A 16,349-nucleotide genomic window follows, 5' to 3' on the forward strand; every position below is an offset into this window, starting at 1 on the left:
GCGTACCTCCAACGAGCTGAAAAGCTTGCAGCAAAAGTGGAAGGAAGTCGGCCCGGTACCTGAGAAGTTTCGTGAGAAAGTGTTTGCCGAGTTTAAAGAGGCCTGTGATCATTTCTTCGAACAACGTCGTACGCAACACGGCAAAGTGGAAAACGAGCAGGTCGAAAACCTGCACGCCAAAGAACAGGTTTGTCAGCAATTAGAAACACATACGGCCAACGGCACCGCGTCGGCAGATGCGTTGAAGGAACTGCAAGATCAATTCAATGCAATTGGCTTTGTTCCCAAGAAAGATATTACGGCCATTCGGAATCGCTATCACGAAGCTGTCGATAAGTTTGTCGAAGCCATCCAGGGATTCAGCGAAGAGGATAAGAATAAGCTCTTGTTAGAGAACGAGTTAAGCGACCTGAGGAACGACCCGATGGCTGATCGCAAGATTTTCCAGAAGGAGCAGGCAATCCGCAAGAAGATTGGCAAGATTGAAAACGATATCTCACTGTGGAAAAATAACCTCGAGTTCTTTTCGCGGTCGCAAAACGCGGACAGTGTTCGCAGCGAGTTCAACGAGAAGATTAAAGAAGCGACGGATCACCTCAAACAACTGAAGGATCAGTTGAAGCTGTTGAGGACCGTATAACGCCACGAGTAGGCGCTATTGTTTCTCGGTTAGATAGCGCCAATAGCGCGTGGGTACATGGCGTAGGTGTAGTTTCTTATTTTTACGCACGGCAATCGATATGGTTTGGAAATACGTTTTCCAAAGCGTTTGGTATGCAGCTTCATGATCGTGTACAGTGCTGGACGCAATATCTTGATCATCGTTAGAGGTTGTAGGTTCGCCGGCCTCTCCGGTCACTTCCATTACTTGCCCTGCTTTCTCATCATATAAAATTCCGTAATTGCGCTTGTCATCGTAGATGAGCCATGACTGATCGGCGTACCGGTCTTTAAAATGTCCGGCGATAAGCGGGAGCACATTGAAGTCGGGTTCAACGGTTGCAACGTACAGACCGTCAGTGGTCTGCTGGAACCGAACGAAGGCCTCCATGCGGTGCTTTTCGCGATGAACTTTCTTACTCAATTGCATGACAGTCAACACAGCAGGGTGCGCAAAGTTTCGTTCTGCTCCTGACGGCGCGGATAGAACATAGCGCGTAAAAGCCAGGAGTGTATCTTCAATATCCCGTTCCTCCGAGAGAAAGCTTTTATAAAAGTGATCTGAGGATTCTGTGGTAAGTTTTTTCTGAAGCCCTTGCCATACGCGCGCGGCTTTCTGTGCATCGCGGGTGATGGCCTGTACCGTCGCATATAAATGGGGGTGATAGAGATTCTCTCGAACGATCGAGACGTCTATCAGCTTGCGTTCATAGACTTCGAAGATCACAGAAAGCAGACCTGCAAAACTTCCATCATACACCAATAGGTCCTTCATGAGAACAAATCCAGTTGAGTCGTAAGCGTCTGCTGGTATTTACTCTGATGTAGAATCTGCTGGCGAAGCACGGCGGCAACAACGTCCCGCGGACGATTGTCGGAAGTACAGATGAAGTGCTTAGCGCGGTTGAAAGCGACGCCCAGCGTACGCAAGTCCGTCAGATCTAGTTTCTTAAAGCGCCGCGCCTCAACGATCTTCAGAGCAGAGTTGATACCAACGCCCGGTACACGAAGAATCATTTCATAATCCGCCTTATTAATGTCAACCGGAAATTGGTCGAGGTTCCGAAACGCCCAGCTCAGCTTGGGATCGATGTCGAGATCAAGTTGAGGATTTTGGGAATTGAGCACCTCGTGCAATGAAAACTTATAAAATCGCAGCAGCCAGTCGGCTTGATACAATCGATTTTCCCGAATCATGGGAACGGGCGTACCCGGTGCCGGCAGGCGGTGGTCGGACAAAACAGGGACATAGCCAGAATAGTAAACTCGCCGCAGTCCAAATTTTTTATAGAGAGAGTCCGCAATGGTCATGACCTGGAGGTCATTTTCAGGGCTGGCGCCAACAACCATTTGCGTGCTTTGTCCTGCAGGGGCGAAAGTAGGAGTGTGGCGTATCACCTTACGTTCATCCGCCAGCGCTGTAATGCGGTCGTGTAGAAACGACATGGGCCTAATGATCGACTCCTTGCTCTTCTCCGGCGCCAGGTGGCGCAGGCTTTGCTCCGAAGGCATCTCGATGTTCACACTCAAACGGTCGGCATACAATGCGGCCTCATGAATAAGCTCCTCGCTGCATCCGGGGATGGTCTTCAGATGAATGTACCCATTGAATCGATGCAGTGTGCGGAGCGTCTTGGCTACGCGCACCAAACGCTCCATGGTGTAATCGGGGTTCTTGAAAATACCGGAACTGAGGAAGAGTCCCTCAATGTAGTTCCGACGATAGAAGTTAATGGTGAGAGCCACCACTTCATTCACCGTAAAACCCGCGCGTTGAATGTCATTGCTCCGGCGCGACACACAGTAGGCGCAGTCATACAGACAATAATTGGTCAGCAGAATCTTCAATAACGACACGCACCGTCCGTCTTCCGTATAACTGTGGCAAATGCCTGTGCCCGTCGTATTCCCGATGCCCTTGTTGGCGTTAGCCCGCTTGCTGCCGCTGGACGAGCAAGAAACATCGTATTTAGCGGCGTCGGCTAAAATTTCGAGCTTCTCTTGAATTCTTTCCCACATCCCTACAAAATTTCCTTTAAACTAATTAAAATAGATTTTATAAACTAATTTAATTGGTTGCGATGACTGCATTGTGAGGAGTCACGTCGAGATCACATGTAGGTCACATGATGTATAAGATATGACAGGATGGAAAGAGAATTTTTGCGTTGTTTTAACGCGGTGAGGGTGGGGAAAAAAATTTCGCGGCAGGTCGAAAAATTGGTGTTGGAAGGCCACCCAAAGACCCCCTTCCTTCGAGTCTGCTACAGCGTTCCTCCATAGATGTTCCATGGTTGAACCACGGATCATCTATTACTATATAGGGTGAAACATCCCCGGATCAAGCGTGAACCCAGGTTGTTGGGAGTATGGAGCAGACTGGCACCCGGCTACATTCTTAAAACAAAATGGCGGCTATCGGGTTGTCTCGTCTTTCATTTCTTCTTCTCCAGTTACCGGAGGAACCATCAGGTGTGTGATGTCCGTATTGGAACGCAACGTCAACGAGAATTCTTTAACCCATGGCTTTGGATTGACGAAAGCAAAAAAATATGTCTTAATACCTCAGTTCAGGGAGCGGGTATATCTGGGCGCTCTCTTGCGCGAAGGGATTTAACGGTTGAAGATTTTTATTGATTTTCATACGCTACACGGCATAACTCAACTGCGCTTATAAAGCAAAAAAAGGCAGCTACATTTCATGTAACTGCCTGATTGTTAGGAGAGCCCCCTGTCGGAATCGAACCAACGACCTACTGATTACAAGTCAGTTGCTCTACCAGCTGAGCTAAGGAGGCCTGTTTAAACTTCGTTGAAGTGCTAAACGAGGCTGCAAAAATAATGGAAGAATGTATTTCCGCAAACGTCCAGAGAAAATTAAGTGCGATTTTCTGATTTTTTTCGAAAAACCAGGGAGTCTGGTGCCCAAAAAGGAGCCTGGTACGCTTTTGTAGTAACACCTCGTGAGGCTCCCGGAATCGCCCAATGCGTTTCGTGTTGCCGTTGGATAGGCTCAATTTCAAAATCCTTTTAGGTATGCAACAAGGTATCACGGACGACAAGCTTCATTGGTACAAGGACGCCGTATTGTACGAAGTACACATCAAAGCCTTTCGCGATGGAAATGGCGATGGCATAGGCGATTTCAAAGGACTGCTTCAGAAACTGGACTACCTCCAGGACCTCGGCGTAACGGCCATTTGGATATTGCCATTTTATCCGTCGCCATTGCGCGACGATGGGTATGACATCGCCGACTACTATAGTGTTAATCCGGCGTACGGTACCCTGGCGGATTTCCAGGAATTCCTGGACGAAGCCCATAATCGAAACCTGAAAGTTATTACGGAGCTGGTCATCAACCATACGTCCGACCAACACCCCTGGTTCCAGCGCGCCCGGAAGGAACCGATCGGTTCGCCGTTACGCGACTTTTACGTTTGGACCGACGATGCGAACAAATATCGTGACGTACGTATTATCTTTCAGGATACCGAGACTTCCAACTGGACGTGGGACCCGGTCGCCGGCCAATATTATTGGCATCGGTTCTTTCACCATCAACCTGATCTAAACTTCGATAACCCGCTGGTACAAGCGGAGATATTCAAAATCCTCGACTTCTGGTGTAGCATGGGTGTTGACGGCTTCCGACTGGATGCCGTGCCTTATTTGTTCGAACGCGAGGGGACTAATGGCGAAAATCTTCCCGAGACGCATGTCTTTTTAAAGAAGCTTCGGAAACATGTTGACGATCACTATCCGGGCACTATGTTATTGGCCGAAGCCAACATGTGGCCTGAAGACGCTGCATCTTATTTTGGCGATGGTGATGAGTGCCACATGAATTATCATTTCCCTGTCATGCCGCGCATGTATATGGCGCTGCAAATGGAAGATCGGTACCCGCTCACGGACATCTTTGATCAAACCCCCGAAATTCCCGCAAACTGTCAGTGGGCCATTTTCCTGCGCAACCACGATGAGCTTACGCTTGAGATGGTAACCGACGAAGAACGCGACTACATGTACAAGGCGTATGTCAAAGATCCGCGCGCGCGTATAAACCTCGGCATTCGCCACCGCCTGGCACCCCTCATGAGCAACAACCGGCAAAAAATCGAGCTGTTGAATTACCTGCTGTTCTCGTTGCCAGGTACCCCGGTATTGTATTATGGAGACGAGATAGGCATGGGCGACAATTACTACCTGGGTGATCGCGACGGGGTTCGCACACCTATGCAATGGAGCTCCGATCGTAATGCGGGTTTTTCGGAAGCTCACCCCCATAAACTATACTTGCCCATCATCCTCGATCCCCAATATCACTATGAGTCGGTTAATGTGGATATGCAATCCAGCAATACATCGTCGTTACTGTGGTGGATGAAACGCGTGCTCAGTAAACGTAAGCAATACAAAGCTTTGGGGCGTGGTGATTTAAAGTTTGTATCGGTGGAGAATGCCAAAATCCTGGCGTTCACAAGAACTTACGAAGAGGAGACTGTATTGGTCATCGTAAACCTGTCGCGCTATACGCAAGCAGCGGAGCTCAATCTGGATTCTTTTGCAGGCTATGTACCCATTGAAGTCTTCAGCCAGAATCGATTCCCATCTATTAAAGAAAACAACCCCTACTTCTTCACGCTGGGCGCGTATGATTGTGAATGGTTTGTACTGCACAAAGTGGAATCGATGCTGACGGAGAGCAAGGCATTGCCCGTGTTGAACATTGCTCAGTGGGACAAGTTCGCGCAACGCGCTGTAGTTAACGAGCTTGAGAACTATATTTTACCAATCTATTTACGCAAGTTGCGCTGGTTTGGAGGTAAGAGCCGCGTAGTCGAAAGCATAAAGATCGTCGACCATGCCGCAGTCCCACTGACGGCTGCGAAGACGACGGCCTATATTCTGCTCCTCGAAATTAATTATGCCAGTGGATTACCCGATACGTACCAACTGCCGGTCGCGTTTGGTGAAGATGCTTTTGCGGCCAAGCTAAAAGAGAATTGTCCACAGTCTGTCATTGCCCAGGTACGAACCAGCGAAGGAACCGAAGGCATCTTATATGATGCGATCTATGGCCTGGCTTTCCAGGAGGAGATACTGTTTAAAATGGCGCGGCAGGAACGTGTAAAGGTGGCACACGGCGAAGTTATATTTACCGGCAACGAAGCACTGGCGGCCCATGTACAGCAACAAGAGAAGATTAAACCGAAAGTATTGGGAGGAGAACAAAGTAATACTTCCATCACCTTCGATAACAAATTCTTTTTAAAGCTTTTTCGAAAAGTCGATAAAGCCATTAATCCAGATGTAGAGATAACACATTTCCTGACGGAGTATACAAACTTTGCGCATGTGCCGGGATTTATTGGAACAATCGAATGGAAGTCCGCCGGCGGTTCCATCGTGTTGGGCATGATGCAGCAAATGGTAGAAAGCAGCACTGACACCTGGTCGTATATGTTAGACCGGCTGGATCACTTCAACGAGCGTATCCTGACGCATACAGACATCGCCGCACCACCACCGCCGATGGGAAACCTTTTGCGCCCCGTCACCTACGATCATATTCCGGCCGTCATGAAGGACCTGCTGGAAAGTGTTGTAGCAGACAACGCAGCCCTGCTGGGTAAGCGTACGTCTGAGATGCACCTGGCCCTGTTATCGCGACCTGATATTGCTGACTTTAGATTCGAAGAATACTCATTGCATTATCAGCGTTCGCTATTCTCAGGACTCCAGTCGCTTGTGCGGAGTACCTTCCAGAACTTGAGCCGTTCTTTGGATAAGCTTGATCCGGAAGTTCGCCAGGAGGCCGAAGAAGTGTTGGCTATGAAAGGAGAGATTCTTCAAGTATTAAAACGGATTTATAAGGATAAGATTGACGTCGTTAAAATCCGTATTCACGGAGACTATCACCTGGGGCAGGTGCTCTATACAGGCAAAGACTTTATCCTTACCGACTTCGAAGGTGAGCCCGCCCGGAGTTATAGCGAACGCAGGCTGAAACGATCGCCGTTGCGGGATGTGGCCGGTATCATACGCTCATTTCACTATGCCGCATACGCAAGTTTATTCCTCGACAATCAAATTCGGAAGGAGGATTTTCCGCGGCTGATCCCGTACGTGGAGCAATGGTATCACTACATGAGTAGCTTTTTTATGGATGCCTACCTCAAGTATTCACAAGGCGCTGCCTATATTCCGCAAAACAACGAGAGCTTTGAAATCATGATGACCACCTTTCTGTTGGAAAAAGCAATCTATGAGGTGAACTATGAGTTGAACAATCGTCCGGATTGGGTGATCATTCCGTTGCGCGGTATAAAAATGCTGATGAAGAAGAATGAACCAGCGGTAGAGCCAACGAAGCTCGAGAGCGTCCTGACCGGCGTCCAATAGAAGTTGTAGAGCATTTTGCACGTGCGCGGTGAATAGAATGTACAGCCAGAAAAGTCGCCTTCGGGCAACGGATCGGGCATAGTATTTACAACACTGGCTGAACACAAAACAACTAATCTTATGTTACGCTGGGCTGCAATCTTCTTCATCATCGCCATTGTGGCGGCAATCTTTGGCTTTGGAGGCATCGCAGAAGGTGCCGCTACCATCGCACAAATACTGTTCTTCGTATTCATCGTACTTTTTGTCCTTGTGCTCGCATTTGGTGCGAGTATCTTTAAAAAGTGAGATGAGCGACATAACACCAAAGGCGCGGCAACGATTGCCGCGCCTTACACTTTTGTTGCTGGCCGCCATGTATCAGACCACTGTGTTTGGTCAGCACGATTCTCTTCCGCCGCCACATGCTACGAAGTCCTCGCTGAACTTCAGTAACGTGCTAGGCTGGGAGGGAAGCCGTACCCCGAAAGCACCGGAGGGTTTTAAAGTTTTGCCATACGCCACGGGATTTGATAATCCGCGGTGGATGTATATCACACCCAACGGTGACGTCCTCGTAGCCGAGAGTAACACCTACCATCCCTGGTGGGAGAAACTTGGCGCTCATTTTATCGGCGCCTCAAAATCCAATAGCATGCGCAGCAGCGCTGATCGCATCACGTTGTTACGCGATACTAATCAAGATGGCACGCCGGACACACGCGAAACCTTTCTTGATGAATTAAACCAGCCATTTGGAATGTTAGTGCTAGGGGAGTGGTTTTATGTAGCAAACACAGATGCGCTGCTGCGGTATCCCTACAAGCCTGGACAAATACATATCGATAAATCAAAAGGACAGATGGTTGTCGACTTGCCCGCCGGCAAAGTAAACCGCCATTGGACACGCAACATCATTGCCAATAAAGAGGGTACAAAGATCTTTATAGCAGTGGGCTCAGGGAGCAATATTGCTGAGAAGGGCATCGACAAGGAACTCTTACGCGCGACTATTCTCGAAATCAATCCTGATGGTTCAGGCCTGCGCGTGTATGCCGGTGGATTGAGAAATCCGGTTGGTATGGACTGGGCTGTAGGTACAAATACATTATGGACTTCCGTCAATGAACGCGACGAGCTGGGAGATAACCTTGTCCCCGATTACCTTACCAGCGTGGCCGAGGGGGACTTTTATGGATGGCCCTACGTCTACCACGGTCACCATCGTGACAACCGCGTAAAGCTCCTTCATCCAGCCCAGGTCAAAGACACACGCGTACCCGACGTCGACTTGGGATCGCATACAGCATCACTTGGATTGGCCTTCTATAATAAAGACGCCTTTCCCAGCAAATACCGCGAAGGCGCCTTTGTTGCACAACACGGCTCGTGGAATCGATCGCAACTGGCGGGCTATTGTGTAGTCTTTGTACCATTTAAAAATGGAAAGCCAAACGGCAAACCCGAAGAATTCCTGGGCGGCTTTATTGCCGACCTGGATAAGGAAAAGGTATACGGTCGCCCGGTAGGCGTCGTGGTTACCCCATCGGGAGGGTTGTTGATAACCGATGACGTCAGCAATACGATTTGGAAAGTAAGTTATGAAAAGGGGAACTAGTCCCCTTTTTTATTTCTGTAACAGCTCAAGCTTTGTATCTAACTTCTCTCCACCGCCAATTTCTACCACGGACGAACCAAACACCTGAATAGTCGACTTCATAAAGTCGCCGGCCTCTGCCTTATAGATGTTGTCAACATACTTCTGCGGATTCCGATCGATGTAGGGGAACCATGTGCTATGAATCTGGATCATAACACGATGTCCTTTTTTAAAGGTGTGCAGGATATCCTGAAGCCGGAAATTCACATCGGCAGGCTCTTGCGGTTTAAAGGGAGCCGGCTTTTCAAAGCTATTCCGGAATCTCCCGCGAAATACTTCGTGGCGTACCAGCTGTTGATAGCCGCCCATTACAATGTTCGCTGGATTGTGTTTATACTGCGGGTGATCAGGCGGATACACATCAATTACTTTGACAATAAAGTCGGCATCCGAACCGCTCATAGCAACTTTCAACTTGGCCATGATCTCACCACCGACTAATACATCCTCGGTAAGCGTCTCTGTTTGAAACGTCAGTACATCTGGACGGCGGCTTGCAGCCCGCTGGTCATCGCTCATGAACGAACGCGGCGTAAAGACCATGCCTTCTGTCTGAGATGTATAGGGCACCGGCTTTTCCGGGTCGCTCACATACTCAAATACAGCTTTATCGTTCAAAGGCTTATTGATCGACAGTTGCCCATGCTCGCCAAAATACAAACGCACAGGCGGGATCTCTTTTGGCGGCCAGGCGTCAAATTTCCTCCATTCCTTTCTACCTGTGTCAAACATTAGTGCCTCTGGAAAGGTACCAGCCCCTTCGCCTTTTAAGTAATAAGCAAAGAATCGACGCTCTACATCGCGCTGGTAGAAGGTGTTAATACTATCGCCAAAGTCGATATGGTTGTGGATCGTGGCTCCCTGATCGGGGCGCGACCATTGACCGTGTGCCCAGGGTCCCATCACAAGGACGTTGCGCGCTGCGGGGCTGGATTTCTCGATCGATTTATAGATGTTTAGCGGACCGTACAGATCTTCAGCATCAAACCAGCCACCCACCGTCATGACCGCATGGTTAACATTTTTGAGGTGGGGGAGTATATTCCGTTTTTTCCAGAAATCATCATAGTTCGGATGGTCGACGATCTGTTTCCAGAAGAAATTGTCATTGTGATAAACTTCGGTAGCATTTTTCAGCGGACCAAGCGCCAGGTTAAAGTCATAACCATCCGCCACCGGCTTGCTTCTGAAACGGTTCAGTTGTTCTTCGTACCAGGCTTTGTCGGTGGGCTTATCGTGTTGATAACCAAATACGGCGAACGCCGCCAGGTAACTTTGCAGAAACGCACCATTGTGGTGGAAGTCATCAAAGAAGAAGTCGGCGATAGGGGCCTGCGGCGATGATGCTTTCAGGGCAGGGTGTGCATCCGGAATGCCGGCCGCGGTATAATAACCCGGGTAAGAAATCCCCCATTGACCAGCCTTACCGTTGTTTCCTTTAATGTTCTTGAGCAGCCATTCGATTGTATCCCAGGTATCAGAAGCCTCATCGGTGGCCGTTCTATTTTTCCGGTCGTTGCCGGGAATGTTGGGAGTCATGTTATCAAACACACCTTCCGACATCCATCGGCCCCGTACATCCTGGTAGACGAAGATGTACTTGTCGTACAATTCATATTTGGAGGGCCCAAGCATTTTCCGGTACCGGTCTTTGCCGTAGGGTGCTACGCTGTAACATGTGCGCTGCATCAAAAAGGGGTAGGTGTTTGACTTGTCCTTGGGAATATAAATGGAGGTAAAGAGCTTGACGCCGTCGCGCATCGGAATCTGAACTTCCAATTTATCGTAGTTTCGTTTCACGTACACAGAATCATGCAGCTGGGCCGAAGCGATTCCGCTAAACATTAGGATGGCCAACAAGAATAATAGGCGATTCATGCTATCTAGGTTTCAGGTTTAGAGTTAATGGAATCTAATAATAGCCAATTGTAAAAGGTCAACCAAACACTTCGGTGTTGGCTTCACGGTAATGGGCTGCTCAGAATTAACAAGGGCGAACTGCAAATAGGATTAGGGACCATACGAGCCAGCTTTAAAGCTGTGATTTATTATTTAACATAATGTAAATTATGTAACTGAAGATTGACGGAGATATCCGGATATGACTGTAATCCGTTGAATTACAGTATTATGTCGTTATCGACCCTAATGGCTAAACCTTTGGCTCTATCCAGACAACCTGACCAACGTTCCAGTCACATCGCTCGGATCGTGCCAAATACGTCATTCCTGATACAGCAATTTCTAACTCACAAAAGCCCCCGAAGAACAACGATTTTACGATAACACCTTTTCGAGTACCTGGGATCTCAGTAACAGACAAACTAAAATCCTCCGGACGCAAAAAAAGCACGGTTTGATCCCGCACAGTCACAGCTGTGTACGTACCAAACAATCCAGCCACGTATTCGTTCACCGGCTGTTTATAAACGGTCTGCGGCGATCCTTGTTGCACAAGCTGACCATCTCGCAGCACCAAAATCTTATCCGCCCACGGCAACGTATCCGCTGGATCATGGGACACCATCGTAAATGTCATGTCAAGCTGGTCGCCGAGATCCTGAATAACGCTTTTCAAGATGTTTTTGTGACCCAGATCCAGGTTGGAAAACGGCTCGTCCAGCAGGAGCAGGCGCGGCTTGGTAATCAGCAATTTGGCCAGGGCAATACGCTGGCGCTCCCCTCCTGACAGTTGATCTGTCCGGCGCTTCAGCAGATGCTCGATGCGGCAAATCGCGTATAAAACGTTTGCATCATCTTCTGGAAGAACATTGGCATATCCCAGCACTTGTTCCACCCGCAGGAATTTGGGCAACTCAAAATGCTGCGACAAATACGCAACACCCTCCTGACCGGGCACCAATACGTCACGGGGATCTTTAATTCTGAATCCTTCAAAAATGACTTCACCGGCGTCGGAAGCCACCAATCCAGCCACGATCTTGAGCAGCGTGCTTTTGCCTGAGCCTGTTTCGCCAGCAATAGCAATCTTTTCGTGCTTTTGTTGTGAAAAACTGATCGGCTGTAGTACGGCGCCTTCGTTGCTGTCTTTACGTACGCCGGACACCTGGAGGAAAGTCATACACAAACGTACCTCCTAACTTTTATTCTCCCAAGGTGATGTATGTCAGGGACGACAAATTAAAGTATCTTTGCGGCTTATTTTTATAAGCATGATTTCTGTCGACGCGGTTAGTGTAGAGTTTAATGGCTCAGCCCTGTTTAGTAACGTCACCTTTAACATCAACGAAAACGATCGGATTGCTCTCATGGGCAAAAACGGTGCAGGGAAGTCTACCCTCCTGAAGATCATTGCAGGCGCGAACAAGCCGACACGGGGCAAAGTATCCGCGCCGAAAGATGCCATAATCGCCTACCTGCCACAGCATTTGCTTACTGAAGATAACGCGACTGTATTTGAGGAAGCCTCCAAGGCGTTTTCCAAGATCCTGAATATGAAGAAGCGTATGGATGAACTAAACGTTGAGTTGGAGACCCGTACAGACTATGAATCAGATGCTTATTCTAAAATAATTGAAGAGGTTTCTGAACTGAGCGAAAAGTACTATTCAATTGAAGAGATCAACTTTGACGCAGAGGTCGAGAAGACGCTCATGGGCCTGGGGTTCGTGCGTTCCGACTTTACGCGCCCTACGGGTGAGTTCAGCGGCGGCTGGCGTATGCGCATCGAGTTGGCGAAGATCCTGTTGCAAAAGCCCGACCTGATCCTGCTGGATGAGCCGACGAACCACATGGACATCGAATCCATTCAGTGGTTGGAAGACTTCCTGGTTAACAATGCTAAGGCCGTCATTGTAATCTCCCACGACAAAGCATTTGTAGACAACATCACCAACCGTACCATCGAGGTGACGATGGGCCGTATTTACGACTATAAGGTAAACTACACCCAATATTTACAGTTGCGCAAGGAACGTCGCGAGCAGCAGCAAAAGCAATTTGATGATCAGCAAAAGGAAATCGCTGATATTACGGAGTTTATCGAACGTTTTAAAGGAACGTACTCGAAGACGCTGCAAGTACAGTCGCGTGTGAAAATGCTGGAGAAGATCAAGATTGTAGAAGTTGACGAGGTAGATACCTCCCATTTGAACCTCAAATTCCCTCCGGCGCCTCGTTCGGGTAACTATCCCGTGATCGCCGAAGGATTGACCAAACGCTACGGCGACCACGTTGTCTTTAACGATGCGAACGTCACAATTGCTCGTGGCGAGCGCATAGCTCTGGTGGGTAAGAACGGCGAAGGTAAATCGACGTTTGTAAAAGCCGTCATGGGTGAGATCGATTTTGATGGCAAACTCCAGGTTGGTCATAATAGCTTGATCGGCTACTTTGCGCAGAACCAAGCTGCCCTTCTGGAAGAAGATCTGACCGTTTTCCAGACGATCGATCAGATTGCGGAAGGCGACGTCCGCTCTAAGATTAAAGACATTCTAGGTGCCTTTATGTTCAGTGGCGAAGCCATTGATAAGAAGGTAAAAAACCTGTCGGGTGGTGAAAAGACCCGCCTGGCCATGATCAAGTTACTGCTACAGCCAGTTAACCTGTTGATTCTCGACGAACCTACTAACCACCTCGATATCAAGACGAAAGACATCTTGAAAGATGCGCTAAAGGCCTTTGACGGAACGCTCATTCTAGTATCTCACGACCGTGATTTTCTAGAAGGTTTGGCCACCAAAGTGTTTGAGTTCGGGAACAAGCGAATTCGTGAGCACTTCGAAGGCATCAGCGGCTTCCTGCGCAATAAGAAAATGGAAAACTTGCGCGAAATAGAGCGTACGGCCAAATAAAATGGTAGGGGTCTCCCCTCCCACCGGCATGTAGTGCGAGAGCGATGAAAGAACGTCGTAAACCGTCTTCGCGCTCATGCTCACCCTCGCGCTGTTTTCTACATGTGGCGTAAATCCTCGGTGAAAGAAATTTGGCCCGTTCTCAAGGACTGTATCTTTGGTATCAATCATCTAAGATCGATAGTCCTATGAAAGGTTGTTTTACACTCTTTGCATTCCTGTTCTGCCTCACACTGCTGGCCCAGACTGACAACAGCGCGAAGCGCATTCGAAACTTTAACCTCACCGACAACGGCGTCGCACTACGCGACTTTGACCCGGTTAGCTATTTTAAGGGATACCCCGCTAAAGGCAATGACAGCTTTAAGTATAGCTATAAAGGCATCACGTATTATTTCGCCAACACCGAGAACCAGGAAGAGTTTAAAAAAACGCCCGAGAAATATGAACCTGCTTGCGGCGGGTGGGATGCATATTCCATGGCCATCGATGGTCAACGCGTAAAGATCGATCCATCTACCTATAAGATCGTAGACGGCAAGCTCTATCTTTTCTATAACTTCAATGGCAGCAACAACCGCCTGAAGTGGGAAAAGGATGAAAAGAAATATGCGCGTGCAGCCCACGACAACTGGCTGAGCAAACAGCGCTAAGCCAGTCGTTACATCCGTTCAATGTTCGCTTGCGGGATTGCCTCTTGTTGCTTGTCAAACGGCTGGTTATAGAACCGCTTGCCCGTGGCAGCAAAGAAAGCGTTGGCAACAGCGCCACCCGTCGGCGGCAACGCTGGTTCTCCTAACCCCGTTGGATCTATACCGTTATTGACAAAGTGAACATCGACCTCCGGCACGTCCTTTATGCGGATCAGCTTGTAGGTGTTGAAATTCTTTTGCTCTGCTGCTCCTCCGTTGAAGGTCAGGTTTCCAAAGAATGCATGCCCGAGCCCATCGACAATACCACCCCGCACCTGCTGATATGCACCACTAAGGTTAACAACAATACCACAGTCGGCGGCAGCATAGATCTTTTGCAACACCGGCTTGCCGCTCTTCATGCTGACCTCAGCTACCTGCGCCACATATGAGCGGTGTGAAAAGTACACACTGAAACCCTGGAATACCTTTGGTTTCTTGCTCCACCCCGACTTCTCTGCCGCCAGTTGAATGACAGTCTTCATGCGGTCCGTATCATATTTGATCGCACCCGTGGGCGTACGTTTGGCTTTGTCTAATAAGCCCAGACGAAACTCTACTGCGTCTTTCTTTGCGGCATGCGCCACTTCATCGATGAATGCCTGCTCGGCAAACGCCAGGAAATTTGTGATCGGTGCCCGCCAGGCACCTGTAGTAATAGGCGATTTATGTTCGACTGAATCGATCAGCAAGTTATCCACCGCGCCCGAAGGAAAGTTATCCTCCCGTGTACAGTTGCCGGCGTTGATGCCAACACCGCGCAGTTTATAGCCGATCATCTCACCCTGGCTATTCAAGGCAGCGCTGAACCGGTACCGCACGGCGGGCCGGTAACTTCCACCCGTCATATCGTCTTCACGCATCCAGACTACTTTTACCGGAGCTTTGATAATGCTTGAGAGCTCGGCAGCCTCCAGTACATAGTCGGCTTTCAACCGGCGACCAAAGCCGCCGCCCAGGCGGGTGAGCTCAAGTGTTATCTTTTCGGCAGGAATGCCCAATAGCTTCGCGGTTTCATTACGCGCCATCTCCGGCGTCTGCGATGGGCCAACAAGTTCCACACCGTCCTCACGCACGTGGGCAAAGAAATTCATTGGCTCCAGCGGCGCGTGTGGCAGGAACGGACATTGATATTCACGCGTAATAACAGTGGCGGCTTGTTTGAATGCAGCGTCTACATCGCCGTCCTTACGGCGTACAGTTGCCTCCGAGCTGTCAAGTAATGTCTTGAAAAGCTTATCGTGATCTGTCGTGCTTTCGGACGCTCCGTCCTGTTCGTATTCAATCTTAAGTGCTTTGCGCGCCTTGTTTACCTGCCAGGTAGATTTACCAACCACGGCCACGTTATTCTTAAATGTAACGACGTCGACAATGCCAGGCATCGCTTTCGCCGCCGCAGCGTCGACCGATTTGATCTTTGTACCAAACGCCTGCGGCCGTTGGATCACGGCAAAGAGCATTCCCTCCCGGTAAAAATCGAGTCCAAAGAGCGGCTTGCCTGTGACAATCTCGTGGTTATCCACATTGCGGATGGCCTGGCCGATCAGTTTAAAATCCTTTTTATCCTTTAGCGCTACCGTGGCAGGCACGGGTAACGTAGCGGCTTCGGCCGCCAGCTCACCATACGTGGCCGTGCGTTTGCTGGCCGCGTGGGTTACCACACTTTGTGATGTTGTTAGCGAGTCCGTTGTAACCTGCCAGCGTTTTGCGGCAGCTTCCAACAGCATTTGTCGCGCCGAGGCTCCTGCTTTGCGCAGGCGCTCCCAGGAATGGGGAATGGCGCCGCTTCCACCGGTCACCTGGCGTTCAAATTTCTGCGTGTCGAGCGCTGCTTGCAGCACGTGAACTTTCGACCAATCCGCATCGAGCTCTTCCGCAACGATCATGGGGAACGAGGTCTTTATATTCTGACCCAACTCGGGATTGGGCGAAAGGATCGTAACAATACCATCGGGCGCGATGGACAGGTAGCTGTTAAATGTAATGTCATCGGGTGTCAACGACACATTGCCCACGACATTGGGCGCACCCGCAGTGGTATCGTTCCAATAGAAACCCAGTAGCAGGCCACCGCTGGCAGCCGTGGCAAGCTTCAGAAAATCACGACGACTCGTTTTTGGTAGGATCGACATGGGC

At 49.3% G+C, this 16,349-nt stretch carries 11 protein-coding genes and 1 tRNA gene; 6 read left to right on the plus strand and 6 right to left on the minus strand.

Features of this window, described 5'->3' with window-relative positions:
* Positions 1-640 (plus strand): DUF349 domain-containing protein (locus tag KK062_RS19640; RefSeq protein WP_254086048.1); only part of this gene is annotated, 640 nt, incomplete at its 5' end.
* A 15-nt stretch (positions 641-655) separates the two neighbouring features.
* On the opposite strand, the gene KK062_RS19645 is transcribed toward KK062_RS19640, so the two are convergent.
* From KK062_RS19645 to KK062_RS19655, 3 genes are all read right to left on the minus strand, one after another.
* On the minus strand, positions 656-1,435 hold the full coding sequence (locus tag KK062_RS19645) for a TIGR03915 family putative DNA repair protein (protein ID WP_254086049.1): 780 nt from the start codon (positions 1,433-1,435) through the stop codon (positions 656-658).
* Positions 1,432-2,679: a putative DNA modification/repair radical SAM protein gene (locus tag KK062_RS19650; protein WP_254086050.1), complete on the minus strand. Its 1,248-nt coding sequence runs from the start codon at positions 2,677-2,679 to the stop codon at positions 1,432-1,434. Before KK062_RS19650 ends, KK062_RS19645 begins: the two co-directional genes overlap by 4 nt.
* 706 nt (positions 2,680-3,385) lie before the next feature.
* Positions 3,386-3,458 (minus strand) — tRNA-Thr (locus KK062_RS19655).
* 238 nt (positions 3,459-3,696) lie between these two features.
* Between KK062_RS19655 and treS the strand changes: the two genes are divergently transcribed.
* The 3 genes from treS to KK062_RS19670 all read left to right on the plus strand — a co-directional run bounded on the left by treS (position 3,697) and on the right by KK062_RS19670 (position 8,665).
* Entirely contained in the window at positions 3,697-7,068 is a 3,372-nt protein-coding gene (gene treS / locus KK062_RS19660) for a maltose alpha-D-glucosyltransferase (RefSeq protein WP_254086051.1), read from the plus strand.
* A gap of 120 nt (positions 7,069-7,188) precedes the next feature.
* A complete protein-coding gene (locus KK062_RS19665; RefSeq protein ID WP_254086052.1) occupies positions 7,189-7,356 on the plus strand; it encodes a DUF1328 domain-containing protein in 168 nt (55 codons plus the stop codon).
* Positions 7,357-7,423: 67 nt separating this feature from the next.
* Positions 7,424-8,665, plus strand: a complete 1,242-nt coding sequence (locus KK062_RS19670) for a PQQ-dependent sugar dehydrogenase (RefSeq protein WP_254086136.1) — start codon at positions 7,424-7,426, stop codon at positions 8,663-8,665.
* Positions 8,666-8,674: 9 nt separating this feature from the next.
* Here KK062_RS19670 and KK062_RS19675 read toward each other — a convergent pair whose 3' ends face one another.
* Both KK062_RS19675 and KK062_RS19680 read right to left on the minus strand, forming a co-directional pair.
* Complete coding sequence (locus tag KK062_RS19675) at positions 8,675-10,585, minus strand: CocE/NonD family hydrolase (RefSeq protein WP_254086053.1); 1,911 nt, start codon at positions 10,583-10,585, stop codon at positions 8,675-8,677.
* A gap of 274 nt (positions 10,586-10,859) precedes the next feature.
* Positions 10,860-11,789, minus strand: coding sequence for an ABC transporter ATP-binding protein (locus tag KK062_RS19680; RefSeq protein WP_254086054.1), 930 nt, complete (start codon positions 11,787-11,789; stop codon positions 10,860-10,862).
* A gap of 91 nt (positions 11,790-11,880) precedes the next feature.
* Here KK062_RS19680 and KK062_RS19685 point away from each other — a divergent pair, with 91 nt between their 5' ends.
* Together KK062_RS19685 and KK062_RS19690 are read left to right on the plus strand one after the other, a co-directional pair.
* Positions 11,881-13,521, plus strand: coding sequence for an ABC-F family ATP-binding cassette domain-containing protein (locus KK062_RS19685; RefSeq protein WP_254086055.1), 1,641 nt, complete (start codon positions 11,881-11,883; stop codon positions 13,519-13,521).
* 188 nt (positions 13,522-13,709) lie between these two features.
* Entirely contained in the window at positions 13,710-14,174 is a 465-nt protein-coding gene (locus tag KK062_RS19690) for a YHS domain-containing (seleno)protein (RefSeq protein WP_254086056.1), read from the plus strand.
* An 8-nt stretch (positions 14,175-14,182) separates the two neighbouring features.
* Here the strand turns inward: KK062_RS19690 and KK062_RS19695 are convergent, their stop codons facing one another.
* Positions 14,183-16,345: a xanthine dehydrogenase family protein molybdopterin-binding subunit gene (locus tag KK062_RS19695; RefSeq protein ID WP_254086057.1), complete on the minus strand. Its 2,163-nt coding sequence runs from the start codon at positions 16,343-16,345 to the stop codon at positions 14,183-14,185.
* Between the last annotated feature and the right edge of the window lie 4 nt (positions 16,346-16,349).

Origin of the sequence: Dawidia cretensis, from assembly GCF_018598175.1 — a bacterium.
GTDB classification, from domain to species: domain Bacteria; phylum Bacteroidota; class Bacteroidia; order Cytophagales; family Cyclobacteriaceae; genus Ohtaekwangia; species Ohtaekwangia cretensis.